This is a genomic window from Elusimicrobiaceae bacterium (genome assembly GCA_028700325.1).
Lineage (GTDB): Bacteria > Elusimicrobiota > Elusimicrobia > Elusimicrobiales > Elusimicrobiaceae > JAQVSV01.
In genome coordinates, this window is sequence record JAQVSV010000026.1 from 1 (window position 1) to 24,910 (window position 24,910).

Annotated in this window: 24 protein-coding genes; 18 read left to right on the forward strand and 6 right to left on the reverse strand. The window is 58.0% G+C overall.

Annotation, left to right across the window (positions count from 1 at the left end; genetic code table 11):
- Positions 1-1,664: helix-hairpin-helix domain-containing protein (locus tag PHW69_04970; protein MDD4004540.1), on the forward strand; the 1,664-nt coding region annotated here is incomplete at its 5' end.
- Between the two features lie 5 nt (positions 1,665-1,669).
- Complete coding sequence (locus PHW69_04975) at positions 1,670-2,275, forward strand: FmdE family protein (GenBank protein MDD4004541.1); 606 nt, start codon at positions 1,670-1,672, stop codon at positions 2,273-2,275.
- 169 nt (positions 2,276-2,444) lie between these two features.
- On the opposite strand, the gene PHW69_04980 is transcribed toward PHW69_04975, so the two are convergent.
- Positions 2,445-2,825, reverse strand: a complete 381-nt coding sequence (locus PHW69_04980; protein ID MDD4004542.1) for a hypothetical protein — start codon at positions 2,823-2,825, stop codon at positions 2,445-2,447.
- 7 nt (positions 2,826-2,832) lie between these two features.
- Positions 2,833-3,573, reverse strand: a complete 741-nt coding sequence (locus PHW69_04985; GenBank protein ID MDD4004543.1) for a hypothetical protein — start codon at positions 3,571-3,573, stop codon at positions 2,833-2,835.
- Between the two features lie 27 nt (positions 3,574-3,600).
- Between PHW69_04985 and PHW69_04990 the strand changes: the two genes are divergently transcribed.
- Positions 3,601-5,928: a tetratricopeptide repeat protein gene (locus PHW69_04990; protein ID MDD4004544.1), complete on the forward strand. Its 2,328-nt coding sequence runs from the start codon at positions 3,601-3,603 to the stop codon at positions 5,926-5,928.
- Positions 5,929-6,434: 506 nt separating this feature from the next.
- On the opposite strand, the gene PHW69_04995 is transcribed toward PHW69_04990, so the two are convergent.
- Both PHW69_04995 and PHW69_05000 read right to left on the reverse strand, forming a co-directional pair.
- Entirely contained in the window at positions 6,435-8,240 is a 1,806-nt protein-coding gene (locus PHW69_04995) for an ABC-F family ATP-binding cassette domain-containing protein (GenBank protein ID MDD4004545.1), read from the reverse strand.
- Entirely contained in the window at positions 8,237-8,767 is a 531-nt protein-coding gene (locus PHW69_05000; GenBank protein MDD4004546.1) for a YaeQ family protein, read from the reverse strand. The genes PHW69_04995 and PHW69_05000 overlap by 4 nt, the downstream gene beginning before the upstream one ends.
- 81 nt (positions 8,768-8,848) lie before the next feature.
- Here PHW69_05000 and PHW69_05005 point away from each other — a divergent pair, with 81 nt between their 5' ends.
- The gene (locus PHW69_05005) at positions 8,849-9,250 is read left to right on the forward strand and encodes a hypothetical protein (protein MDD4004547.1); all 402 of its coding nucleotides are present in this window, start codon (positions 8,849-8,851) and stop codon (positions 9,248-9,250) included.
- Between the two features lie 25 nt (positions 9,251-9,275).
- Positions 9,276-9,722 (forward strand): cyclic nucleotide-binding domain-containing protein, encoded by a 447-nt coding sequence (locus tag PHW69_05010; GenBank protein MDD4004548.1) that lies wholly within the window; start codon positions 9,276-9,278, stop codon positions 9,720-9,722.
- Between the two features lie 61 nt (positions 9,723-9,783).
- Here PHW69_05010 and PHW69_05015 read toward each other — a convergent pair whose 3' ends face one another.
- Positions 9,784-10,077 (reverse strand): STAS domain-containing protein, encoded by a 294-nt coding sequence (locus tag PHW69_05015; protein MDD4004549.1) that lies wholly within the window; start codon positions 10,075-10,077, stop codon positions 9,784-9,786.
- Between the two features lie 20 nt (positions 10,078-10,097).
- Positions 10,098-10,979: a YihY/virulence factor BrkB family protein gene (locus tag PHW69_05020; GenBank protein ID MDD4004550.1), complete on the reverse strand. Its 882-nt coding sequence runs from the start codon at positions 10,977-10,979 to the stop codon at positions 10,098-10,100.
- Between the two features lie 247 nt (positions 10,980-11,226).
- Here PHW69_05020 and dut point away from each other — a divergent pair, with 247 nt between their 5' ends.
- The 13 genes from dut (at position 11,227) to asnS (ending at position 24,821) form a co-directional block, all read left to right on the forward strand.
- Complete coding sequence (dut, locus tag PHW69_05025) at positions 11,227-11,655, forward strand: dUTP diphosphatase (GenBank protein MDD4004551.1); 429 nt, start codon at positions 11,227-11,229, stop codon at positions 11,653-11,655.
- A 40-nt stretch (positions 11,656-11,695) separates the two neighbouring features.
- Positions 11,696-12,865 carry a DNA polymerase IV gene (gene dinB / locus PHW69_05030; GenBank protein MDD4004552.1) on the forward strand — a complete coding sequence of 390 codons (1,170 nt, stop codon included), beginning with the start codon at positions 11,696-11,698 and terminating at the stop codon, positions 12,863-12,865.
- Between the two features lie 121 nt (positions 12,866-12,986).
- Positions 12,987-14,216, forward strand: coding sequence for an aminoacetone oxidase family FAD-binding enzyme (locus tag PHW69_05035; GenBank protein ID MDD4004553.1), 1,230 nt, complete (start codon positions 12,987-12,989; stop codon positions 14,214-14,216).
- A 6-nt stretch (positions 14,217-14,222) separates the two neighbouring features.
- A complete protein-coding gene (locus tag PHW69_05040) occupies positions 14,223-15,092 on the forward strand; it encodes a toxin-antitoxin system YwqK family antitoxin (protein MDD4004554.1) in 870 nt (289 codons plus the stop codon).
- Complete coding sequence (locus PHW69_05045) at positions 15,082-17,487, forward strand: PAS domain S-box protein (GenBank protein ID MDD4004555.1); 2,406 nt, start codon at positions 15,082-15,084, stop codon at positions 17,485-17,487. Before PHW69_05040 ends, PHW69_05045 begins: the two co-directional genes overlap by 11 nt.
- 46 nt (positions 17,488-17,533) lie before the next feature.
- Positions 17,534-18,274, forward strand: a complete 741-nt coding sequence (locus PHW69_05050; protein ID MDD4004556.1) for a thioesterase — start codon at positions 17,534-17,536, stop codon at positions 18,272-18,274.
- Positions 18,264-19,127 carry a pseudouridine synthase gene (locus PHW69_05055; GenBank protein MDD4004557.1) on the forward strand — a complete coding sequence of 288 codons (864 nt, stop codon included), beginning with the start codon at positions 18,264-18,266 and terminating at the stop codon, positions 19,125-19,127. The genes PHW69_05050 and PHW69_05055 overlap by 11 nt, the downstream gene beginning before the upstream one ends.
- A 47-nt stretch (positions 19,128-19,174) precedes the next feature.
- Positions 19,175-20,476 (forward strand): dicarboxylate/amino acid:cation symporter, encoded by a 1,302-nt coding sequence (locus tag PHW69_05060; GenBank protein ID MDD4004558.1) that lies wholly within the window; start codon positions 19,175-19,177, stop codon positions 20,474-20,476.
- Between the two features lie 236 nt (positions 20,477-20,712).
- Positions 20,713-21,027 carry a metalloregulator ArsR/SmtB family transcription factor gene (locus PHW69_05065; protein ID MDD4004559.1) on the forward strand — a complete coding sequence of 105 codons (315 nt, stop codon included), beginning with the start codon at positions 20,713-20,715 and terminating at the stop codon, positions 21,025-21,027.
- Positions 21,008-21,196 (forward strand): hypothetical protein, encoded by a 189-nt coding sequence (locus PHW69_05070; GenBank protein ID MDD4004560.1) that lies wholly within the window; start codon positions 21,008-21,010, stop codon positions 21,194-21,196. Before PHW69_05065 ends, PHW69_05070 begins: the two co-directional genes overlap by 20 nt.
- A gap of 133 nt (positions 21,197-21,329) precedes the next feature.
- Positions 21,330-22,289, forward strand: a complete 960-nt coding sequence (locus PHW69_05075) for a permease (GenBank protein ID MDD4004561.1) — start codon at positions 21,330-21,332, stop codon at positions 22,287-22,289.
- Positions 22,290-22,359: 70 nt separating this feature from the next.
- On the forward strand, positions 22,360-23,289 hold the full coding sequence (locus PHW69_05080; protein ID MDD4004562.1) for a protease inhibitor I42 family protein: 930 nt from the start codon (positions 22,360-22,362) through the stop codon (positions 23,287-23,289).
- Between the two features lie 140 nt (positions 23,290-23,429).
- Positions 23,430-24,821 (forward strand): asparagine--tRNA ligase, encoded by a 1,392-nt coding sequence (gene asnS / locus PHW69_05085; GenBank protein ID MDD4004563.1) that lies wholly within the window; start codon positions 23,430-23,432, stop codon positions 24,819-24,821.
- Positions 24,822-24,910: the final 89 nt, after the last annotated feature.

The following is a 24,910-nucleotide window of genomic DNA, read 5'->3' on the forward strand; positions in this document are numbered from 1 at the left end:
GCCGGGGCGAGAACGAGGGAATCCTGATACTGCGGGTAACTGTCCCGGACGACGAGGCGGTTTGCCAGCTTGAAAACCTGTTTGTCAAAGGCGCAAATCCCTGCGCCGAACAGGTGAAACTGGCGGTTGAGGACGGGTATAAGCGGCTGTTATCGCTTTCGATGGAAACGGAGGTGCGGCTGGAAACGAAAAAACGCGCCGATACCGAAGCCATCAACGTATTTGCGAAGAACCTGCGCGAAATACTGATGGCATCGCCGCTGGGCCATAAAAACGTGCTCGCGCTCGACCCCGGCTACCGCACCGGCTGCAAGGTGGTCTGCCTCGACAAACAGGGCAAACTGCTTCATCATGACGTGATTTTTCCGCACAGCGGAGCGGGAGGACTGGCGCAGGCGCAGGAAAAAATGCGCGCGCTGGTAAAACGGTTCGCGACGGAAGTAGTCGCCATAGGCAACGGCACAGCCGGGCGCGAAACGGAAACCTTTGTCAACGGGCTGGAACTGCCGGAGATAACGGTGGTTTCGGTCAACGAATCGGGCGCGTCGGTATATTCGGCGTCGGAAGCGGCGCGGGACGAGTTCCCCGATCAGGATGTTACTGTCCGCGGCGCGGTTTCGATAGGCCGGCGGCTGATGGACCCGCTGGCGGAACTGGTTAAAATTGACCCTAAATCAATAGGCGTGGGCCAGTATCAGCATGACGTGGACCAGCCACAGCTGAAAAACAGTCTTGACGACGTGGTAATAAGCTGCGTGAACAATGTGGGCGTGGAAGTCAACACCGCGAGCAGGGAACTGCTTGCCTATGTGTCCGGGCTTGGGCCGGCGCTGGCAAAGAACATTATCACGCACCGCAATGAAAACGGGCCTTTTAAATCACGGGCCGATTTGAAAAAAGTGCCCCGGCTCGGGCCAAAAGCTTTTGAGCAGTGCGCCGGATTTTTGAGAATACGGGACGGCAAAAATCCGCTCGACGCTAGCGCGGTCCACCCGGAACGCTACGCGCTGGTGGAGCGGATCGCGCGGGATATGGGCACGACAGTAGCCGACCTGATGGCAAAACCGGAAATACAGGCTGGAATCGAAGTTCGGAAATACATATCGGACGAGGCCGGCCTGCCGACCCTTGAAGATATTAAAAAAGAGCTCGCCAAACCCGGCCGCGACCCGCGCAGGCAGTTCGAGCTGTTCCGGTTCGCCGACATCCACACCGTGGCGGACGCGCAGCCCGGCATGAAAGTGCCCGGCATTGTGACCAACGTGACGGCGTTCGGCGCGTTTGTGGATATAGGCGTGCATCAGGACGGGCTGATACACGTCAGCGAGCTGGCGGACTCGTTCGTGGCGGATCCGTCTTCGGTGGTACGGGCGGGGCAGCGAGTCCTGGTCACCGTTATAGACGTGGACATCCCGCGCAGCCGCATCGCCCTTTCAATGAAATCCAATCCCGTAATAGGGCCGCGCGAAACCCGGCGCAAACCCGCCGAACCCGGCGTGCCCGCCCGCAAGCCTGACCAGTTCGCGCAGCGCGGCAAACCCCCGCAAAACAGCGCCAGGCCGCAGAACAGCCGCGCACATGGCGGCACCCGCCGGCCCCGGCGTGACGATACGCCCCCTACCGCACTGGGCGACGCGTTCAGAAATCTGCTTAAAAAAGGATGATTGTCATGACGACAGGCAAACCCGGCTACTCAACCGCTGTGAAATTTCACGGGCACTCCTGTCCGGGCCTGGCTATCGGCTACCGCATAGCGCTCGCCGCACGGCGTGAACTGCACGGCGCGCTTTCGAAAGACGAGGAAATTGTCTGTTTTGCGGAGAACGACTCCTGTTCCGTGGACGCGGTGCAGGCGCTTGTTGGCTGCACGGCCGGAAAAGGCAATCTCGTTATCGAAAATACCGGCAAACAGGCGTTTTCGTTTTATTCCCGCAGTACCGGCAAATCGTTCCGCATTTATTACCGCAGAACGGCGCTCGATTCCGAACTCGGCGCAAAAATAGGAAAACTAACCGGAACCAAATCCCAAACGCCTGACCGGAAAAGAAAAATAACCGTTTTGAAACGAAAAAGAATAACCGGCATACTTAACGCGCCGGAAAATGAGATACTTGTCACGGGCCCGGTTCAGCGGCCGGTGCCGGCCGAAGCGCGCATTGTGAATTCCGCGCCCTGCGGCCGATGCGGCGAATGGACAATGGAAACCATGCTCCGCCGGCGCGGTGCGCTGAACCTGTGCCCATTCTGCCGGCGCGGCGCTAAAAAACCGGACTAGAAATTAACATACCGGCTCAGAAAATCCGGTACGGTCTTCCATACATATACCAGCGCCGCCACTATCACCAGTATGATAACGCCTGCTATGTCTTTGGTTGTCATATCAGCATATGCTCCCGTCACATATTACCAGATTGATTGAACTGTAAAACAGACGAGGCCGGGGCTCAGTCGGAAAACAACTGCCGCTCCGCGTCATTTTTATATTCCTGCGTCCGGGGTTTTTCGGCCTGCCGAGGCGGCGTTTTTGGCGGATTCACCGCGAATTGAAGCGCGTCCTGCGAAAGTTCGGTTCTGGCCGGCGCAGGTTCGTCCGGGCGAGCGCTGTCGAGCTGCCTGGTCTGTTCGATAAACCTGCGAGCCTGCAGGTCTGCCGCCTGAGCCGGGGTCGGTTCGGGCACGGCGGCAAGCAGGGACGGGTCAATATCATCTGACGTGGATTTATATCCCTTCCACGCGCGTATGAATTTCGCCACGCCATAAACACATAACCCGGCAAACACAAAAAGCGACGCTATAACCAGCAGTTTGACCATTTCGGGCTGCATAATACCACTAGCCTCCTTTATGCGGCACGTCTTTACGGGCGACAGCCGCTCCCGGCCTCACGAAAAACGGAAACAACACTCCAAACGCCATCACATAAGCCCCGGCAAACATCACCAGCGCACCCAGCTTCATCGAATGATCGAGCAGGCCCAGCCGTCCGAGCAGGTAATGCCAGTCATGGGTTCCGCTTTCCCTGCCGGTTACGCCGCCAAGCAGAATCAGCACCTGTTCTTTAGCGTCCGACATGTAATACGAAATATCGCCCAGCGCAAAACCGAGCCAGAACAAGGTGAACGCCATCCCCCATTTATGCCGCTGCCGGTAAAAGTGCCCGAAAAACAGGCCCGGCATTATCAGCTGCATAAGCGTGCCGCCCAGAACCGTCAGAAACCGCGAACCGCCCAACCGGAATACCACATGCCCCGCTTCGTGCACGGCCAGATCGCAGAACGAAAGGGGAAACAGCCACTGTTCAAAGCTGTACCACCCGTCCGGCACCGGCATCCAGCCCGGAAACGCAGCCGCCGCCCACGCAGCCGGAACCAGCGCAACAACCAGCGGCGGCAAAAGATTCGAGCCGGTTATCCGGCTCCATACCAACGCCACCCGGCCTTGAACCTGCGGACGCGGCGGCAACGGCTCCGCAGGCACGCTTTGCGCGGCCCGCCACTTGCTGAAGATCAGGCCGCACCAGGGACACTCTTGCTGACCGAGCTGTATTTCCATGTCGCAATGCGGGCATTTCATAGTGTCCTTATAATTATATAATTTACTATGCGCTTTTTATCCTGTCCAGCACTTATTATAGCCGTTTTTTCCATTCCCGCCATAGCCGCGATAAACGAAGGCACTTTCATTGATCCCTGCGCGGGAAAACTGGAAACCGCCGCGATCGCGGAGCTTGAACGGTCAACTGCGGCTGACATCTGCGCGGCGGTGCGGCTGGCCGAACGCTACGCGACGGGCAAAGGCGTGCCGCGCGACCTGAAAAAATCGCTTGAGCTGTACGGCGTGGCGGCTTCGTCCGGCAACCCGGCGGCGCAATACGCGCTGGGCAGCATTTATTACAGCGGGCTGGGAGTGGCCGCCAATCTTGACGCGGCGGTCGAGTGGTTCCTCAAGTCCGCAGCCCTCAATAACCCTTACGCGCAGATGCGGCTAGGCGCCATTTATGGCCTGAAAGACGAAAAATTCTACAACCGGCAGAAATCGCTGGAATATTACGGGCAGGCGGTTGCACAGGGGTTTACGCGGGCAAAACTGTCGCTGGGCGGAATTTATTACAAACAGGGCGAATACCGCAAAGCGCTCGAACTGTTCAGGCAAATCGAGCGGGACCTGCCGGAAATGGACGGCAAAACCGACTGGAAAACCGCCGAAGCCGAACTGGGCCTTTACGTCTGCGACGCGTACCGCGACAATTACGCCCGCACACTGCTGGAACTGGCCAATACGGCCCAAAAAGAAAATAATTCCGCGCTGGTATCGGACTATGTGCTGAAGGCAGCCGAGCTCGGCTCCGAAGCCACGCTGGTTCTTGCCGGCGACCTGTATTACAGGGGCGAGGGCGTGCGGCAGGATTACAGAACCGCGTTGGCATATTACACTCAGGCGGCGGACGCGGATGTGCCGTCCGCAAAAACCCGCATCGCGCTTATGAAATTCAACGGGATCGGCGTGCAGAAAGACACCGCTTCCGCGATGGACCTGTTCACCGCCGCAGCCGCAGCCGGCGACACCCCGGCCCAGCTGTTTCTGGGCGATATTTATTTCACCGCGAACCAGACTTTGCGCGATTACGACAAGGCGTTCCACTACTATAAAACCGCTGCGAAAACCGATGACGCCGGGCTGTTTTGCCAGGCCTTTATGACCGAATACGGGTACGGCACAAAGGCGGATCCGGCCGCCGCGTTGAAACTGTATGAAAACTGTTCCGAAAACGGGTACCGGTTCGCGCGCGCTTTGCTGGGCTACAAATATGACCAGGGCGAAGGAACCGCTAAAGACACAGCCCGCAGCGCAGGCTACCTCAGGCGCGCGGCCGAAGCGCCGGAACCGTCCGGTCTTCCCGCGGTGTTTTCCAGCCAGCCCGGCCGCGCGCTGCTGCCGAAGCTGTATGAACTGCTTGCCCGAAACGGCGATTACGCCAGCGCAAACGCGCTGGGCTATCTGTATGACAAAAGCGAATACGCGGAAAAGAACTCCACGGAAGCCGTCAGATGGTACACGCTCGCGGCGGAACACGGCAGCACGGACGCGCAGTTAAACCTCGGCAATCTGTATGTTTCTTCGGGCAATTATACAGCCGCCCTGGAGTGGTACAGAAAAGCCGCCGGGGCGGGCAGCGTAGCCGCCGTTCACAGCGCGGGATGGGTCTGCTTTCAGCATGACGGCAGTTCCGCAGCAGTTAAACAGGCGGCCGCTTTTTTCAGCTCGGCCGCGGCGGCGGGCTACACTGAATCGCAGGTAATGCTGGGCAATATGTACCTTGAAGGCACGGGCGTAACAAAAGACTGCGGCAAAGCGGAACGCTGGTACCGCAAAGCCGCCTCGGCTGACAACCCCGCCGCGCTCGCCGGACTGGGCTATATTTACTCGTCCGGCTGCGCCGGCGAAAAAGACGGGCGGGCCGCCGCAAGATACTATACCCGCGCCGCAGAACTCGGCAACCCGTTCGCAATGCTGAGCCTCGCCTCCATGCACGAAACCGGAACCGGCGTCGCGAAAGACAATAAAAAAGCGCTTGAATTATATGCCGCCGCCGCTGACACCGGCGACGCGTCCGGCGCGCAGGGCGCGGCGCTCCTGCTCGCCGCAGACCGGGCCGGAAAACCCGACTATCCCCGCGCCTACGACTATTTTATCAGGGCGGCGCAGGGCAGGATAACGCAGTCCTATTTCTATCTGGCGGTACTGTGCGAACGCGGCTACGGAACCAGACGCGACCTGACGCAGGCCTACAAATGGTATTACGCCTGCGCCAGATCCGGCGGAGCCAGAACCCGGGTCTGTGCCGACAAGACCTTTGAGCTGGAACAGAAACTTTCAAAAGGCAAAATCGCCGATGCGCGCGGCGAAGCCGCGCCTTACCTGAAATAGCCGAGCCGCCGGCCATGTTTCCCGCCATCAAATTACGCTGCTTCCCGGTTGAAAAACAAGGCAAAATGCATGATGGTTTTTTCCGGATTGGGCCGCCAGGCGTTCTATAAGCCCTGGCTTTCAGCGGAAGCGGTTATGCCACTCCGCGAGGGAAGCCGCGAAACAGTCAAATTCAGCACAGGAAACAGCTCATAAAATCATTTGAGTCTGTGCCGGTGGCCCAAAACCAACGCCCGGCCCGCAACCAACCGTCAGCAACTGCTTGCAGATATAGGGCAAAACCGGAAGGGCGCGCCACTATCTAGCGGCTCAAGGAAGGAGTTGCTTCGTCAACCGCGTTTGCCCGGCCCGCGACCGGACGCCTATCTTGTTCACTGCGGCGGCTGATTATTACGGCTTGCTGGGCAAGCCCGGGGGGGCTTGTGATCGGAATTTAATAAAAATGCCCCGGAAAAACCGGGGCATTGCAAGCAAACCGCAGGCATCGCCGCCTTCACGGCAGTCTGTTACAAAAAACCTTCAAGGCGTTCCTGCTCGGCTATAAAAAACAGCTCCTTTTCGTCCGCCTGCGCGGTAAGGGATCTGATTTGCGAACCGGTGGCATCAATGCCGGTGTAATCGGCGGTGGCGAGCGAGATGGTAAGCTCGGCCGCTTTCCCGCGCAGATCATCTATCTCTTTTTTAAGCGCGCGCAGCCGGGCGCGTTCGCGCCGCTGCTCGGCCTTGTTAAGACTGGGCCGCGTGTCCACGGCCTTTGGGGCAGCGGCCGGCTCGGCGTGGCGGGGCCGGGCCTGTTTGTGATGAGTGCGGCTTTCCGCGGCTTCCCGGCGGATACGTTCCTGCTGGCTCTGAAAGTAATCGTAATTCCCGGGGTACCGGGTAACTTTTCCGTCCGCGACATGCACCACCTGAGTCGCCACTTCGTTCATGAAATAGATGTCGTGACTGATGCAGCAGATCGCGCCCTCAAACCGCTTGAGCGCGTGAACCAGCGATTCCACGCTGGTAAGGTCAAGATGCGTGGTCGGTTCGTCCAGCAGCAGCACGTCGGGCGGGTTGATAAGCATTTTGGCGAGCGACAGGCGGCTCTTTTCTCCGCCGCTTAACACCTTTGTTTTTTTATTGATATCGTTGTCGCCGAACAGAAACGCGCCCAGTATCGCCCGCATTTCCATGTTCGAAAGCATGCGGGTGTTTTTTTCGGACGCCTCTTCATAAACGGTCTTTTCGGGATCCAGAGTTTCCGACCGGTGCTGTGAAAAATAGCCCAGCCTGACGTCCGGCCCCACAATCCTGTCGCCGGAATCGGCCGGCACTATGCCCGCCAGCATTTTAAGCAGGGTGCTTTTGCCCGCGCCGTTATGGCCGGCGAACGCCATCTTCTCGCCGCGCTCTACGGTAAAATCGAGATTTCCGTAAACCGTTATATCGCCGTACGACTTGCTCGCGCCCTTCAGCTCCAGCACCCGCAGCGGCCCGCGTTTGGGCTGGGGAAACCGTATTTTCACTTTCGCGCCCTGCGGCGGCAGTTCGATCCGCTCTATTTTTTCCAGCCGCTTCATCGCGCTCTGCGCGCGCGTGGCGGTGGTAAGCCGGGCGCGATTGCGGGCGATAAACTCCTCAAGATCCTTTATATCAAGCTGCTGCTGGCGGTACTCTTTTTCCAGCCGCTCGCGCGCGGCTTCGCGCTCCACCAGAAAATAGTCGTAATTGCCGTTATAGACCTTCAGACTCCCGTTTTCCATGCTGACGATTTTGTCGCAGACGGAATTGATAAAATGCCGGTCGTGCGAAATCATGAAAACCGAACTGCGGCAGTATTTGAGATAATCCTGCAGCCACAGCAGCGAATCGAGATCAAGGTGGTTGGTCGGCTCGTCCAGCAGCATCAGGTCGGGCCGGCTGACCAGCAGGCCCGCCAGCGCGGCGCGCATGACCCAGCCGCCGCTCAGGGTGGACAGAGCCCGCTCGAAATCGCTCTGCTTAAACCCGAGGCCGGTAAGGATCTGCTTGGCCTCGGCCTCGGTTTTCCCGTCGGGATATTCCACCTGGCTCAGCGCCTGCGCCAGCACCGTGCCGCCCATCGAAGGCGGCGCTTCCTGTGGCAGATAACCCGTTCTATAGCCTTTTCTGATAACGATATCGCCGGAATCAGGACGCTCCCAGCCCAGAATAAGTTTGAAAAGCGTACTTTTGCCGGCCCCGTTGGGCCCGACCAGCGTAAGCCGGTCGCCTTCGTTGATCTGGAGTGTGGCGTCCTCAAAAAGCATCTGTTTGCCGAAGGATTTAGCGAGTTGGTTAAGCGATATCATTTTTTTATTGTCACCATCGAAAGATCGAAAATTTCGGAATTGAAAACCACGTTAAGATTCTTCTCGTTGCAGTCGCCCACGACACAGGTATCCGGCTCGAGCGCGCCGGCCCAGCGCGCAAATTCGCCTTTCGGAAACGCCACTATCGAAATCTTCTCCGGGCGGGAAACCTGCTCCGTCACCGTCTGCAGGATCCGCTCGCCTTCGAAAGGCGACTCGGCTATGATCGTTACCGGCACGTCCTGCACACGCTTGCTCAGCTTGTTCAGTTTCAAAAACGGCGTGCGCCCGCATTCTATCCAGCGCGACAGCTCGCAGTACTCGTTTGTGCACAGCAGGTCGGGATAAAAATCCCAGTTGGCCATTGCGACATGCCTGGGCCCGGCGTCAAGCAGCGGAGTTTCGTTCCAGTAAAGGCAGATGCCCAGCAGTTTAAGCGCAAGATGGGAATCGGTTTCCTCGTCCCGGGCAGAAAGCATCATCTTGCGTAATGTTCCGTTCAGCTGGAGTTCGCAGCGCGCGCGCATATATACATTATCGCAAATTGAGCCGGCCCGGTACAGTTCCCTTTTGCGTTATTGCCTGCAAAATATTGGTATTATGTAGCTATGAAACTAATATTTCCCCTGCTCGCGCTGCTCGCCTGCGGCGGCTGCGCGTTACCGGGCGGCGCGGTCAAACCCGAAAACGGCATGGTTTTCGCCGCGGCTTACGCCAATTTCCAGGCGCGGCTGACCTGGAGCGAATATACCGGGCCCGGATTCTCGGCTTACCGGCTCGTTAAAAGCAGCTCGGACCGGAACCCCGCCTGCGCCGCCGCGCCCGTCATCATGACCGAACACGACAGCACCGTTAAAACTTTCACGGACAGCAGCCTTGAAACCGGCGAATACTATTACCGGCTCTGCGTTGACAAAACCGACGGAACGACCCTGCAAAGCGAGGTGGAGCGGGTCTTCGTGAAATACGGCGCGTTTGAGCAGGATGTTCCCGGCCCGTCCGCTTTTTAATATAATTTCCGAAAGGAGCCTGACCATGCGAAAACTTGAAATGACGCCTAACGACAGCACCCGGCTGTTCCAGCTTTTGCGCAGTGTGGATTTTTTTGAAGGCATGACGATGGGCCAGCTTCAGCTGGTCGTGCCCCATATCATGATGGTGCAGTACGAGGCGGGCGAAAAAATAGTGACGCAGGGCGAGAAAGGCGATTCGTTTTATGTGGTGGCGGACGGCGATCTGAGCGTTACGGTAAAAAAAGGTTTCTTCGGAAAAAAAGAACTGGCGCGGCTGGCATCCGGCGATTTCTTCGGCGAAATGGCGCTTATTGACGCCTCGCCCCGCAACGCCACTGTTACCGCCCTGACCCAAGCACGCCTGTTTGTGCTGTTCTCGCACCAGTTCGTGGCGGTGATGAATTCAAATCCGGATTTTGCCAGCCATATATTGCGGGTCGCGCAGGAACGCAAGCTCTCCGGCCGGTAAAGTTTTTCCTGCCAATAAAAAAGCCCCGCTTTCGCGGGGCTTTTTTGCGTTAAAACAGGGATCAGGAAAGTTTCACCAGCGAGTCCAGCCCCGCCAGATGAAACACCTTCTGCACAAACGGGGCCGTGTTCACCACCTCGAATCTGTCCTTGCCGAGCTTTTGAACCGCCGCAAGGCAGATCCGCAGAAAAGCGGAACAGATATACTCGGTATCGCGCAGATCGAACACCACCGGCCCGGACGACGCCAGCACTTCGTTCTCCACATCATGCTGGTACTGCTGGCAGACCGTGGTTTCAACCCTGGAGGGGAAAGTGCAGACAAGTTTTCCGTTTTGCGTTTTAAACTGTATCATGGCGGCTCCTGCAATCTATTCTAGCAACTGTCTTCCCCATCAGTCAACCGGCCCAGCCGCACGCTCATCAGCTGGCGGTTAAGCTGCGCGCCGGTTATGACCATTGCGCCCAGCAGATAAAACCATGTCATCAAAACGATTATGCCGCTGAGCGTGCCGTACAGCAGCGTATAATGCGCGTACCTGGAAAAATAAAACTTGAACCCTTCGGAAATGGTGAACCACCCGATTATCGTAAACACCGCGCCCGGCAGCGCCACCCGCACTTTCCGCCGGTTGCCCGGCCCGAACCGGTATAGCAGAAACAGGCAGATGATCATCATGCCCAGCGCGATAACCCAGCGGTACCAGCCGAACACGAAATTGAAAAACAGATAAAACCCGGTCAGGCTTATCAGCATTTCACGCACAACCGGGCCCACCACCAGCACCATGATGCCCAGCATGATAACCAGTTCCAGCGCGAGCGTAAGCACCAGCGAAACGGACTTTCTGGCCCAGTAAGGCCGCCGGTCGGCAATGCCGTAAATATTGTTGATCGCCGACATCAGGGACGAAACCGCCACCGACGCGCCCCATAACGACATCACCAGCGTGATAATCCCCAGCCATTCCGGCGGCCGGTAGAAAATGTTATGCATGTTGCGCATCACCAGCGGCGACACATAGGACGGCAGAAACAGCTCCAGCTTCGCAAGCATCGCACCTTCGCCGCCGCTCTTTATGAAATGGCCCGACATCCAGCCCAGAAATATCAGAAACGGAAACAGCGCGAACATGCAGAAAAAAGCCAGCTCAGCCGCCAGACTCACCGTGGACGAGGCAATCATGCAGCCCGAGGTGTTTTTCACTACCGGCCAGTAACGGTTCCAGAACATGCGCGTGAACTTTTTGAATTTCATATGCGGAACGATACATATAATGCCTTTTTTTAAAACCGTCCGCAAACCGCCGCCTTTTTCCGGCAGGCGCAGGCAGCCGGACGGAACCGCTTTGTCCGCGCACGTCAGGCGGAACCGGATAGCATCAACCGCAATGGTCACACGCCGAGCCTTGTCGCGCGCGCCGCCCAGGGCAGGGGAGGAACAAAACCCGCTGTCCTCAAAAAACATATAATGGTAGCCGGATTTCGTTTTCCCGGAGGCCGCCATGCAACCAGTTATCGAAGTGAAAAAACTCTCGCCCGCCGCACTGCTGCCGCGCCGGGAGCACCCGACGGATTCCGGCGCCGATCTGTTCACGCCGGCCGCCGTTGCGCTCGAGCCGGGAGCGACTGTCAAAATACCGACGGGAATCGCCGTATGCCTGCCGGACGGAACCAGCGGCATTGTCTGGGGCAAAAGCTCGCTCGAAGCCAAGGGCCTTAAGATAATGGCCGGGCTCATAGATTCTTCTTACCGCGGCGAAATCATCGTGTGCATGCACAATCTGTCCGCCCGGCGGTTCGAATTCGAACGGGGCCAGAAAATCGCCCAGCTCGTGGTGCTGCCGACAGTTTATCCGGCATTTACGGAAACAGGCTGCCTGCCGGAAACCAAACGCGGAGCAGGCGGGTTCGGCAGCACCGGCTGCCGCTGACGCGCCTGACGGATAACGGACACGAGAGGAGCGGCGGATAATGATCGCACATATTGACATGGACGCCTTTTTCGCCGCCATCGAACAGCGCGACAATCCCGCCCTGAAAGGCAAGCCGGTAATCATCGGGGCCGACCCGAAAAACGGCGCGGGCCGGGGTGTTGTTTCCACCGCGTCTTATGAAGCGCGCGCATACGGAATCCGCTCCGCCATGCCGATATCGCAGGCTTACCGCATTTGCCCGGCCGGCATCTTCCTGCCGCCTGACATGGCGAAATACGGCGCGGTATCCCGCCAGATACAGGCCATCCTGGGCGAATTCACCCCGTCGGTCGAGCAGGTTAGCGTGGACGAGGCGTTTATGGATCTGGCAGGTCTGGAAAAACTGTTCGGCCGGCCCGAAGAAATCTGCCGCAAAATAAAGGCGCGGATAAAGGCAGCGACGGGCCTGACGGCTTCGATAGGACTGGCGCCGGTGAAATCGGCCGCAAAAATCGCGTCCGACATGAACAAGCCGGACGGGCTTACGGTTGTCCCGCCCGGTCAGCTCAGGCAATTTCTGGCTCCGCTCGATATCGCGAAATTATGGGGGCTGGGCGCCAAATCGAAAGAAATACTTAACCGGGCCGGTATTTTCACCGTTGCCCAGCTGGCGGCCAGAAAACCTTCCACCATTGAAAGACTGCTGGGCCGTAACGGATTATTTCTTCTTGAGCTGGCAAACGGAATTGACGGACGCAGGGTGGAACCGGGCGGCGCGGTCAAATCCGTCAGCAATGAAATCACTTTTGAAACCGATACGGCGGATGAAACGGCGATCCACGCCGCATTATCCCTGCTTGCCGAGAAAGTATCGCACCGCCTGCGCCGCAAAGGCCTGAAAGGCTCGACACTGGGAATCAAAATCCGGTTCGACGATTTCACCACTTTCACCCGCGCAAAAACACTCTCCGAACCGACCAATTTCGAAAACGCCATTTTATCGGGCGCGGCGGAGCAGTTTGGGAAATTCCTGCCGCTCACCCGCCCGGTCAGGCTGATAGGGATACGGGTTTCAAATTTCCCCGTCCAGCCGCAGGCACCCTGTCTTTTTCCTGACGCACAGGCCGAAAAAAACGAGAAACTACACCGCGCCGTAGACTCGATACGTCTGCAATTCGGGTTCCGCTCCGTACGCCGCGCGGGCTCCCGCAAAACAGACGGCGAATAAAAACCGTTCTGCATGCACCGGCAGTTCCACCGCCTTTCATGCGAAACGGCGCGCGCATTGCGCCGGAAATGTTATATGTTATAATTTTATATATATAGGAAGCGTGCGGGAGAGAGCGTTTATGGAAACCAGTATCGGAATAGCCGTTGTGGGTGCGGGAGCGTCGGGCCTGATGGCCGCGCTTACCGCGGCGCGCGCCGGCGCGCAGGTTACGGTGATAGAGAAAAATACGGTGCCCGGCAAAAAACTGTCCGCCACCGGCAACGGACGCTGCAACCTCACCAATCGCAACATGGGCCGGCAGTTTTACAGCGGCGACGAAGTCTTCGTCACGCGGGTGCTCGACTCTTTCGGCGTGGATGAGGAACTGGCGTTTTTCGAAGCGCTCGGGCTGGTGCTGAAAACCGATCCCGACGGGCGCGTGTTCCCGGTGTGCGAACGGGCCACCGCAGTAACATCCGTTCTGGAACTGGCGCTGGAAGAGGCGGGCGGAAAACTGCTTGCCGCCGCGGCGGTGGAATCCATACGAAAAACGGACGGAAAATTCACGCTTGCGCTGTCAAACGGCAATTCCCTGCGGGCGGATAGCGTCGTGCTGGCCTGCGGCTCCCATGCGCATCCGCAATTAGGCGGCTCGGAAGCGGGCAACCTGCTCGCGACCGGGTTCGGCCACAAGCTGAAAAAACCGATCCCCGTGCTGGTGCCGCTTCTGGTAAGGCAAAAGGGCATTGCGCGGCTTCAGGGCATAAGGGTCAACGCGGAGCTGTCGGCTTTCAGCGAAAGCAGGGAACTGTGCCGCGCCAATGGCGAACTGCTCTTCACCGCATACGGAATTTCCGGCCCCTGCGCAATCAATTTAAGCGCCGGAGTGGTGCCGGTATTAATGGAGAACCGCCCGGTCACCGTAAAAATGAACCTGTTCCCCGGTAAAACGACGGAGGATCTGGCGGAATTCATGACAGCGCGCAGAAACAGTCTGCCCGACCGGAAAATCAAACGGTTTTTCACCGGCTGGCTGCATGAAACGCTGTCAAACCTGCTGATTGATTTTATCGGCGTGGAAAAGAACAAAACCGCCGCGGAACTGAGCGCGAATGAAATCGCGCATCTGGCAAAAACGCTCTGCGGCTGGGAATTCGACATAACCGGTTCCGGCTCCTGGCGCGAAGCCATGTGCGCCTGCGGAGGGGTGGAAACCTCCACGATAGACCCCGACACGATGCAGTCGCTGCTGGAGCCCGGCCTGTACATAACCGGCGAACTGCTGGATGTGAACGGTTTGTGCGGCGGCTACAATCTGCATTTTGCATGGGCAACTGGCCGGCTTGCCGGGAAAAACGCGGCCCGATAGCATATTATGAGCACGGAAAATTTCTATAAACCCCCGACGCCAAAAGCGCTGACAGACAGCGAACCCGCGGGACAGACGGAACACGGCGATGTCACTATTCGCAAAAGCATGCGCCATGTGCCGCTAAACCCGTCGGACAGGGGCGAGCTGGAGCTGGTTTACTACCGGGGCGGACGCGAAGTGGCGCGTGAAACGGTTGATGAAAATTCCGAAACAATCCTGCTGGCGGGCCTGATTCCAGACGGGCCCGTAAAAGAATATCAGAACGGTCAACTGTTCTTCGAGGGCAATTACGCGAACAGCCAGCCGCACGGGCTGACGCGCTATTATTTCGAAAACGGCAAGCCCGAAATAGAAAAAAACTACAAGCACGGCATGCTCGACGGCCGGGCAAGGGTTTATCACGAGAACGGGCAGCTGCGCCTTGAAACCGTTTATGCCGACGGCAAGCGCAACGGCATCCAGCGCAAGTATTACGAGAGCGGCCGGGTGCGCGAAGACGGCTGTTACGCGAACGGGCACAAAGACGGCCTGATCAGGATTTATGCGGAAAACGGACTGCTGGTTTCCGCCATAATCTACAAAAACGGCAACGCGGACGGCTTGGCGCAGCTGTATCACGAATCCGGCAAGCAGTCATGGGAAGTTCCTTATTGCGGCGGAATGCCAGAAGGCATAGCAAAACGCTTCAACACCGCCGGCATTCTGATCGAAGAATGGTATTATGTGCGCGGCGAAGTGGTATGCAAGCGCAAGTTCAACGCCAGAGGCAAGATTGTCACGGACTGGAATCTCGATGCCGTAAAACGCGCCAAAATTATCGAATACATGGCCTCCTCCTCCGGAAATCACACGCCTGAAGAAGATGACGCATAGACAGCCTGCCAGAACCATTTGCGACAACGAAGGCCGCATCGGCTCCGCCGCGCCGGGATTCGCCGCGGCCTGCGGACTGAACCCTGCCGCGCTTAACGGCACTTCGCTGTTCGATCTGGTGCCGACCAACTGGCAGTCCGACGCGATAAAGGCTTTCTGCCGCGCGCTGACCTGCAAAGACAACTGCAACTACGTCTTCCCCGTGAAAACGGTGGAAAACCAGACCGCGCCGGCAAGGCTGTCGCGCCGGGGCAGAGGCGCCATTACGCTGGAATTCGCCGAGCCGGGGCCGGGCCATATCGCCAGCCGGTTTTTCGACGCCTGCCCGGATCCCTGCTTTGTGCTGGATTCACGGCTGCGCATCCGCGACGCAAACCGCGCGGCCACGCTGTTTTACGGGATAGGCAAATTTGACCTGCAGTCGCGGAATTTCGAATCGCTGGGCGGGCTGCCGAGGCAGGCGTTCCGTCCGGATGAAACGGCGGGCAAATGCACTGTCCGCCATACAAATTCCGAAAAAGAACCGCGCGATCTGGAAATCACCTGGAACGGCGTTGACAACGGGTTTTTCGCCAGTCTGCATGACAATACCGGCCTGCGGCGGGAAAACATCACGCTGCGGGAAAACGCCGAACGCTTCCGGGTTATGGCGGAGGCGGCGCCCGGCTGTTTCTACATGATCGCGCCCAACTGGAGCCAGGTGTATTTCGCCGGCCCGCTTTTCGAAACCATTTTCATGCGCACGCGGCAAGAACTGTATTCCAATCCCGCGCTGCTGCTTACGGTAATCCATCCGGACGACCGGGAAAAAGCCATGAAAGCCTATTCTTCGCAGTCGGGCGTGGCGGAGTACAGGATAATACTGCCGGGCGGACAGTCACGGACCGTGAGGGATTTCGTGATTCCCGTCCTGGATGATGACGGTGAGGTCAAAGCATACACGGGGTATATAGAAGCTATGGAAGAACTTGATTGCAACGAGAAGGACTACGGGCAGTACCATGCGGGATTTGACGCCAAGGAGCAGTTTCTGGAAAGAAGCGCGCAGCTGGCGCAGATACTGGGTTACGCCGGGCCGCAGGAACTGATGGCCGTGCCGCCGGACCGGTTATACGCCGATCCCGCGCGCAGGGCGGAGCTGCTGCGCCGGCTGTCGGCCAACGGATATCTGCGCGAGGAACAGGTGGAATATCGCGCAAAGGACGGGCGGCTCATGTGGGTTTCGGTCAGCGCGGATCACAGCCGCGCCGACGGACAGGACTGGCTCGACACCATTGTCAAAGACATTACCGCCATCAAGGAAACGGAACTGTATATTCAACGCCAGCAGCAACCGCAGCAGAATCTTACACCGGTTTTTTCCGAACTGGCCAGCGGGTTCGCGATGGCCGATATAGTCATGGACGACAGGCCGCGCTTCAAGTTCACCGCCTGCAACTCCGCTTTCGAACGGATTGCGGGCGTGGAGGAACCGCGCATCGTGGGCCGGTTCGCGGACGACGTGTTCCGCAAGAAAAGCGTGCGCCGCGCGATCGCCGTTCTGCAGGACGCCGCGGTTAAAAACATGCCGGTCAATTTCAACTACACCACGACGGCCGGGGTTCATTACCGCATATCCGTATTTTTTCCCGCGCCGGGCGAACTGGCCGCGGTGCTCACAGACATCACGGAAATGCGCCGCACCCAGGAGGAACTTGAACAGTCGCACCTGAAACTGCGCGAACTGACCGCAAAACTCCAGCATGCAAGGGAGGAGGAACGCCGCGTGATCTCCCGCGAACTGCACGACGGGCTGGCCAGCCGCCTTACCGCCGTCAAGCTCGCGCTCGGCACCGCGCGGGAACTGGCGGCCGAAACTGTTAAAACCGGGACTGACCGGGCGTTGCGGATCAAGCTGGCGGATGTTGAAAAACGCATCGAGGAAATCATGCAGGAAACAAAGCGGATCGCGGCCAGCCTACGCCCGCCGGTGCTCGACGATCTGGGGTTTCCGGAGGCTGTCCGGCTGCTGGTGGACGATTTCCGGGCGGTTTCCGGGATCGGCTGCCGCCTGCGTGTTGACGCGGTGTGCCGCTCCATGCCCGCCGCCCACACCACCGCCGCGTTCCGGATACTGCAGGAATCGCTCGCCAACATAATCAGCCATTCAAAAGCCGAGCGCGCCAAGGTTGGAGTGACCTGCCATGACGGAATGCTGATACTGGCGGTCGAGGACAACGGCCGCGGAATCGCGGAAGAAACCCTGAATTCCCGGAAATCACTGGGCATACTGGGCATGCGGGAACGCGCGGTCGCGCTAGGCGGCGAGCTGAAAATAGTTACGGGCCAGAACAAAGGCACCCGGATTTGCGCGCATATTCCGCTGGGCGGAAACTGCCCGCCGGACAATCCCTGACCGGCGCATTTTTCACCACGTCTGCAAAAAAACTGGACTCGAAACCATGACAAAAAGCCAAATTGACTTCCGGGTACGTTGTTACGAGCAGGATTTCAAAGGCCGCATCCGCCCCGGCGCCATCTTCAACTGGTTCCAGGATGCGGCCGGCAAACAGTGCCTGAAACACGGCGTCGCGCTGGAGCAGATCATACCCAGAGGCTATACCTGGGTAATACACCGCTACCGCGTGGTCATCCATAACGCACCCGTCTACACCCAGAAATGCAGGGTGATAACATGGGCGTACCCAAAACGCGATCTGATTTCGATACGGGATTACGCCATCGAGTCCGAAACCGGCGAACGGCTGGTTTCCGGCACCAGCGAATGGGTGCTTCTGGACATGAAAACCCTGCGCCCGCTGCCGTTAAGCACCATACTGGCTGATTTCCCCGTCTGCACCGAAAGCGCGGCGGAAAGCGGCAGGACGATCAAACTTCCGCCGGGCCTTGCGCCGTGCAAAAAAACCGAATTTGACACGCCGGTCTGGGCACTCGACGGCAACCGCCACATAAACAATTCCGCGTACGTCATCTTCGCTTATGAGAACATGTTCCCGGATGTAACCGCCGGGCACCAACTCCGCGAAATCGAAGTGAACTATAAAAAACAGGGCTTTTACGGACAGCAGCTTGCCAGCAAGGCGTTTAAAATAAGCGACACGCAATACCTGCACAGCGTTGAACTTGCCGATACAGGCGAACCGCTCGCGCTGCTCAAAACCGTATGGGAAAATGACGGTTAGCGCAAGCGCGGCGCACAATATCGCGAGGGTACTGTCTAAACGGGGATTCTGCTCGCGGAAACAGGCCGTTGCATATGTGCTGGCGGGCCGCGTGAAACTTAACGGCAGAACCGTCCGGGATCCGGGCGAACGGGTCCTCAACGCCGATAAGATACAAGTGGACGGAAAAACCGCCGCGGCACACGGGAAAATTTACATTATCTTGAATAAACCGGCAGGCTGTGTAACCACCAGAAGCGACGAACTCGGCCGCAAAACGGTATACGATTATCTGGGGGACATGGGGCAGTGGGTTTTCCCGGTGGGCAGGCTGGATCTGGAGTCAGAAGGGCTTTTGCTCTTTACCAACGACACCGCTTTCGGAAACAGGCTCACCGACCCGCGTTATAAAACACCCCGCACCTACGAAGTCACGCTGGACGGCGCGCTTGCGCCCGCTGCGCTTGACAACATACGGCGCGGCGGCGTGGCTATCGGACGGGGGGAAACAACCGGCCCCGCATCCGTAACCGTCATTGACGAAAAAACCGGCGCCTGCACCGTCAAAATAACTCTTGCCGAAGGCAAGAACCGCGAACTGCGCAGACTGTTTGAGGTTTTCAACAGAAAAGTCCTGCGGCTGCTGCGGACCGATTTCGGCGGCTATAAGCTCGGCAGCACTGCGGCCGGCCGCTGGCGCAGCTGCGCGCCGCCCGACGCGGCGGCAACGCACGGCATATGCACGGGGCGACCCGGCCCGCGCGACAGGCGGAAAACACCGTCGAAAACACGGCCACCCGCTCACGTCCGCCCGACGCGGCGCAACGGGCGCCAGCGCCCGATGGCGTGGCGCGGGGCAAATGTTGTAAACTGAACAGCAATTCTGCGGATCAGCGCAGGTATACACGCTTAGAGGCGACGATGAACAGACAGCATAAAAGCATTCACACGAAAATCATCATAGGCCTGGCGGCCGGCATAGCGCTTGGAGTAATCTGCAAATGGCTGCTGCCGGCCCACGAGCTTGACTGGATTGTTTCGCATATAGCAAGGCCGGCGGGCCAGATTTTCCTCAAACTGCTGTTTTGCGCGGTCGTGCCGCTGGCGGTAGCGGCGATAACCCTAGGAATCGCCAACATGGGTTCCACCGAACGGATTGGCCGGGTGGCCGCCAAGGTTCTGGCTTTGACGGTGCTGTTTTCCGGAACGGCGGTTTTCATAGGCATACTCGGCGTGAATATCACGGGGCCGGGGAGGGGCGTTTCGGCGGAGCAACGGCAGGCGATGCTGGCGAATCTCCAGTCGGGCGACGTGATGGCGGAAATCAAGGCGGCAACCCCGCAACACCAGCCGCTGATTGACTCGGTTGTCGGGCTGCTGCCGAAAAATCCGTTCTCCGACGCGGCCAACGCCTATAACGGCGGCCTGATACCGCTGCTGATTTTCTCGATCATACTGGGGCTGGCCATGAATTCGGTCGCACCGGAAAAAGCCGCGCCGCTTAAACACCTGCTCGAATCTGTGTTCGAGCTGATGACCAGGATAATAGGTTTCGCAATGAAAATCGCGCCTTACGGCATTGCCGGGCTGCTGTTTTCCGCCACCGCAGGCGCGGGCATAAGCGCGATCGCCATGCTGTTTAAGTATGTGCTGCTGGTGCTGGTCTGCCTGTGCGTGCACATGTTCGGTTTTTATTCGCTGATGCTGCGGCTTATCTCAAAGCATAAACCGCTTGATTTTTTCAGGGCCTGCCAGAACGTCATGGCAACGGCGTTCGCCACAAGTTCCAGCAGCGCGACACTGCCTGTAGCTCTTAAAACGGCCACTGAAAACCTCAAAATACCGCCCCAGATCGCGCAGTTCGTGGTGACGCTCGGCGCCACGACTAACCACAATGGCACCGCGCTGTATGAAGGCATTACGGTGCTGTTTCTGGCGCAGCTGTTCGGGGTTGATCTCTCCATCTCGCAGCAGATTTTCGTGGTCGGCATGTGCGTTATGGCGAGCATCGGCACCGCGGGCGTGCCGGGCGGTTCGCTGCCGTTTCTGGTGGTGGTGCTTCAGTATATAGGAGTGCCGCTCGAAGGCATAGGAATAATAATGGGGCTGGACCGTCTGCTGGACATGTGCAGGACAGTCATAAACGTGGTGGGCGATCTGGCCGTCGCGGTCTGCATTGCCGACACGGAAAAACGCCTCCCGGCAGCAACCGCAATTTCCTGACTCGTTCGAGTTGTCCGTTCCTCAAATCCCGGGTCAAACCGGGGGGTTGCCGCCTGCAGGGGCATGGTATTTGCTTATTTGGCTAAAAAGACAAATATGTGCTATACTATATGAGGCTGGCGGAATACTAGAGCTTTGCCGCCTGACATCGCCCGGCTCTGTCCGCCGGGAACGACAGGACAGACAGCGCTGCCATTCGCGGGCGCAGCCTGCCATACCGGCCGAAGGGAGCGACTATGAACGGAAACCTCATAAAGCAGGCTGAACTGATCAAATCGCTGGCTCATCCGACAAGGCTGCTTATCATAAAGGAACTGGCAGACGGCGAAAAATGCGTCTGCCGGCTGCGTGATGCGGCGGGCGCGGATATTTCCACGGTGTCGCGCCATCTGGCAATCCTGAAAAATACGGGCATTGTAAGCAGCCGCAAAGCGGGCACCCATATTTTTTATTCGCTGGCGTGCCGCTGCACGGCGGAATTTTTTTCCTGCATTGAAAAAATGACCGACCATAAAACCGGAGGCAACCATTATGCGCGAAAGCATATTTAAAAAACTGCTGGCCGCTTTGGACGGGTTTTTAAAAGCGAAAGCCAGTTCCGGAACCTGTTGCTGCAACAGCCAGATTCCCGGACAGGACAACTGCTGTTCTTCTAACCCGGAAGAAAAAAAAGAAGAAAAAGACGCGGAGAGCGACAAAGACCGCAAATCCGCCGATTGATGAAACGGAATAAAACGGGAGAACCGGACCCCGCATTGAAAAACGGGGAATACGTCGGCCGTGCCCGGCACGGCCGGCGGCCGGAAAAACACGGCGGACGCGTAATTTTCGCGTCGGAAATAAAGGCGGCATTATGTTCGAACTCGCTTCGCAATGGCTGACATATTCCATTTTAGGACTGGCGCGCGGCACAAAACTCGCCGGCGCGGCGGAATTCTTTTTCTACGATTCATTCAAGATTATCACGCTGCTGTTCGGCATGATCTTCGTTATCGGCGTGCTGCGCTCCTACCTCTCGCTGGCGGCGGTGCGGGGATGGACGGGCGGGAAAAATCCGCTGGTGTCGGCGGCGGGCGCGGCGGTGTTCGGCGCGATCACGCCGTTCTGCTCCTGTTCGTCGGTGCCGATCTTTCTGAGTTTCATAAAAGCCGGGATACCGCTGGGCACGGCATTTTCCTTTCTGATAACCTCGCCGCTGGTGAATGAATATCTTGTCGTGCTGATGGCTGGCGTATTCGGACTAAAAGTGGCGGCGGCCTATGCGGTTACCGGAATGCTGACGGGCATGGCCGCGGGCCTGCTAATCGGCAGACTGAAACTCGACAGATTCCTGGAGCGCGGGTTCTCCGCAACCGGCGAACCCGGCGCAGACCCGGTGTTCAAAAATTTCCGCGCCCGCATGACTTTCGGCTGCAAAGAAGCCACCGCAATCACCGCAAAGGTGTGGCTATGGGTATTGGCGGGCGTGGCGGTCGGAGCCGCCATTCACAATTATGTGCCGCAGGACTATATAAGAACAGTCATGCATGCGGGAGGAATATTTTCGGTGCCGCTGGCGGTTGTTCTGGGTGTCCCGATGTACGGATCCTGCGCGGCCATCATGCCCATCGGCGCGGCGTTATTTTTAAAAGGCGTTCCGCTGGGCACCACGCTGGCGTTTCTGATGGCGGTCGCGGGCCTGAGCCTGCCGGAAGCGATTATCCTGCGCCGCGCGATAAAACTGCCGCTGCTGGCCGTTTTTTTCGGCACGGTGACGCTGGGCATCACACTCTGCGGATATCTGTTTAACGCCGTCGCCGTTTATCTAATGTGAGCGGGCTCCGTTTATGTTAAAATCTGTAATGCGGCGGGTATTTGACGGTATTTGCAGGACAGGAGTGCACATGAAAAAAACAATAACGGCTTTGGCGCTGGCTTTATTCGCTCCGGCGGGCGCGGCGCAAACGGTCGCGGAAACCGGGTATGTCAACATGGCGTTCGGCTACAGGGTGGCCGCGCCCGAAGGCTACACGGCAGCCCCGATTGTTGCCGGCGGCACGGAACTGGGCGTGACTTTCACCAAAGGAACTGACCGGATTTTCGTGCGCGCCACGCCGGTTGACCACGCCTACGCTCCGCTTTCCTTTGACGAATATGTGAAAGTCGCTGGCCGCAGCGAAGTGGCGGAGGGAAGCGTACTGCTCGATATCGAGCCGCTGGTCACCGAAACAGGCAACAAGGGCTATCGCACCGTATGGGCCCGCGCGCACGACGACTCGGTTCACAACAAAAACACCTCGTCACTGGCCCCCAAGTCCCCGAAAAAGGCTCCGGCGAGGGACCGCACTTTCTACTATATGCCCATTTCGCTGCGCGCGCAACTTAACGGCGAATTCGTGAAAGCGGTTTCCATCGTGCCGCTGTGCGCGACGGACAACTGCGCGCTTGTCGAAAACGACGCGCTCGATGTCGCGCTCAGTTACCGCCCTTCCGGCCGGTTTGAAAATTTCTTCGACCACAATGACAACGGCAAGAGTTTTGACGCAGAAACCGGGCATAATATCGTTATCGAGCTGCCGTCCAACCCCACAACCGGTTTCACCTGGCAGTTTGAAGAACTGGACAAGACGATGTTCGAGGTGGTGAAGGATCAGTTCATAACTTCCGCCACCGATCTGGCCGGCGCGGGCGGACTGCATTGGTGGGAACTCAAGCCGCTCAAACCGGGCCGGGCCAAAATCGCCCTGAAATACGCGCGCTCCTGGGAATCGGCGGAACCTGCCGACGAAATGATCCTGCACTTCAAAGTGACGGAAGCTGACGATAAAAAATAAAATCCGGCCTCCGGTTTCATGCGGCTTCCGGTTGCAACCGGAAGCCGCGTTTTTTGCGTTCAACTTGCAAAATAAGGTATCTTTTGATATATGCGCGGCGCGCCGCGGGCGCGCCGAATCAACAACCTGGAGCAAGGACTATGCAAGACCGGCAAATAAAAAGAATTCTCGCGCTGGAGACTCCTGAAAAAAACATCACGGTGAACGGCTGGGTGAAGACGCGCCGCGACTCCAAGGAATTTACTTTTCTGGAACTTAACGACGGGTCCTGCCGGGCCAATATTCAGGTGATCGTTGAAGCCGGCTTGCCGTGCCATGAAACCGCTTTGAAACTGACAAGCGGCGCGGCGGTGAAAGTGGCTGGCGATCTGGTGGAATGCCCGCCCGGCAAGGAACAGAAATTCGAGGTGAAAGCCTCCGGCATAACAGTTTACGGCGAGTGTGACGCAGAAGCCTACCCGATACAGAAAAAGAAAACCTCGGACGAGTTTCTGCGCACCGTCGCCCACCTGCGCCCCCGCACGAACAAATACGCGGCGATGCTGCGGATCCGGGCGGAACTGTCGCATGCGATACACCGCTATTTCCGGGAGGAAGGGTTCTTTTACGTCCACACGCCACTTATCACCACGTCCGACTGCGAGGGCGCGGGCCAGATGTTTCAGGTAACCACCCTCGATATCGCAAACACGCCCAAAACACCGGACGGCGCGGTTGATTACGCGCGGGATTTTTTCGGAAAAAAAACCTCGCTCACCGTTTCGGGCCAGCTGGAAGGCGAAGCGCTGGCTTTGGGCCTGGGCCGGATTTATACCTTCGGCCCGGCGTTCCGGGCTGAAAACTCCAACACCTACCGCCACTGCTCGGAGCTGTGGATGATCGAGCCGGAAGCGGCGTTTTTCACGCTGCAGGACGATATGGAACTGGCGGAAGGGTTCCTGAAATCCATCATCACAGACGTGCTCGCCAACTGCCCCGAAGACATTGAGCTGTTCGCCAGATTCGTGGACAAGGATCTGCCGGCAAGCCTTTCCAACATCACCGAAAACACTTTCGAGAGGCTCGCCTACACCGACGCGGTGGGCATTCTTGAAAAACACAACGGCAAATTTGAAAACAAGGTAAGCTGGGGCGTGGACCTTAACTCGGAACACGAACGGTTTTTAGTGGAGCAGTATTTCAAAAAACCCGTGATCATGCACAACAAGCCCGCTACCGTGGGGGCGTTTTACATGAAGCTCAACGACGACGGCAAAACCGTGCGCGGCATGGACGTGCTGGTGCCCCGCATCGGCGAGATCATAGGCGGCAGCGAAAGGGAAAACCGGCTCGGCGTGCTGGAGCGGAAAATGGCCGGGCAGGGCCTGTCGGCGGAGGCTTACTCATGGTATGCGGATTTGCGCCGGTTCGGCTCGGCGCCGCACGCCGGGTTCGGGCTGGGGTTTGAACGCGCGCTGATGCTGATTACCGGCATAGCCAACATACGCGACGTGTCGGCTTTCCCGCGCGTGCCCGGCTGGGCGGAGTTTTAGGTGGAGGAAAAATACCGGCAGGTCTATTCCGCCGGACCCGAAGGGCCGGCGGTCTGCAAAAACTGCGGCAAGGCTCTGTGCGAGTGCCC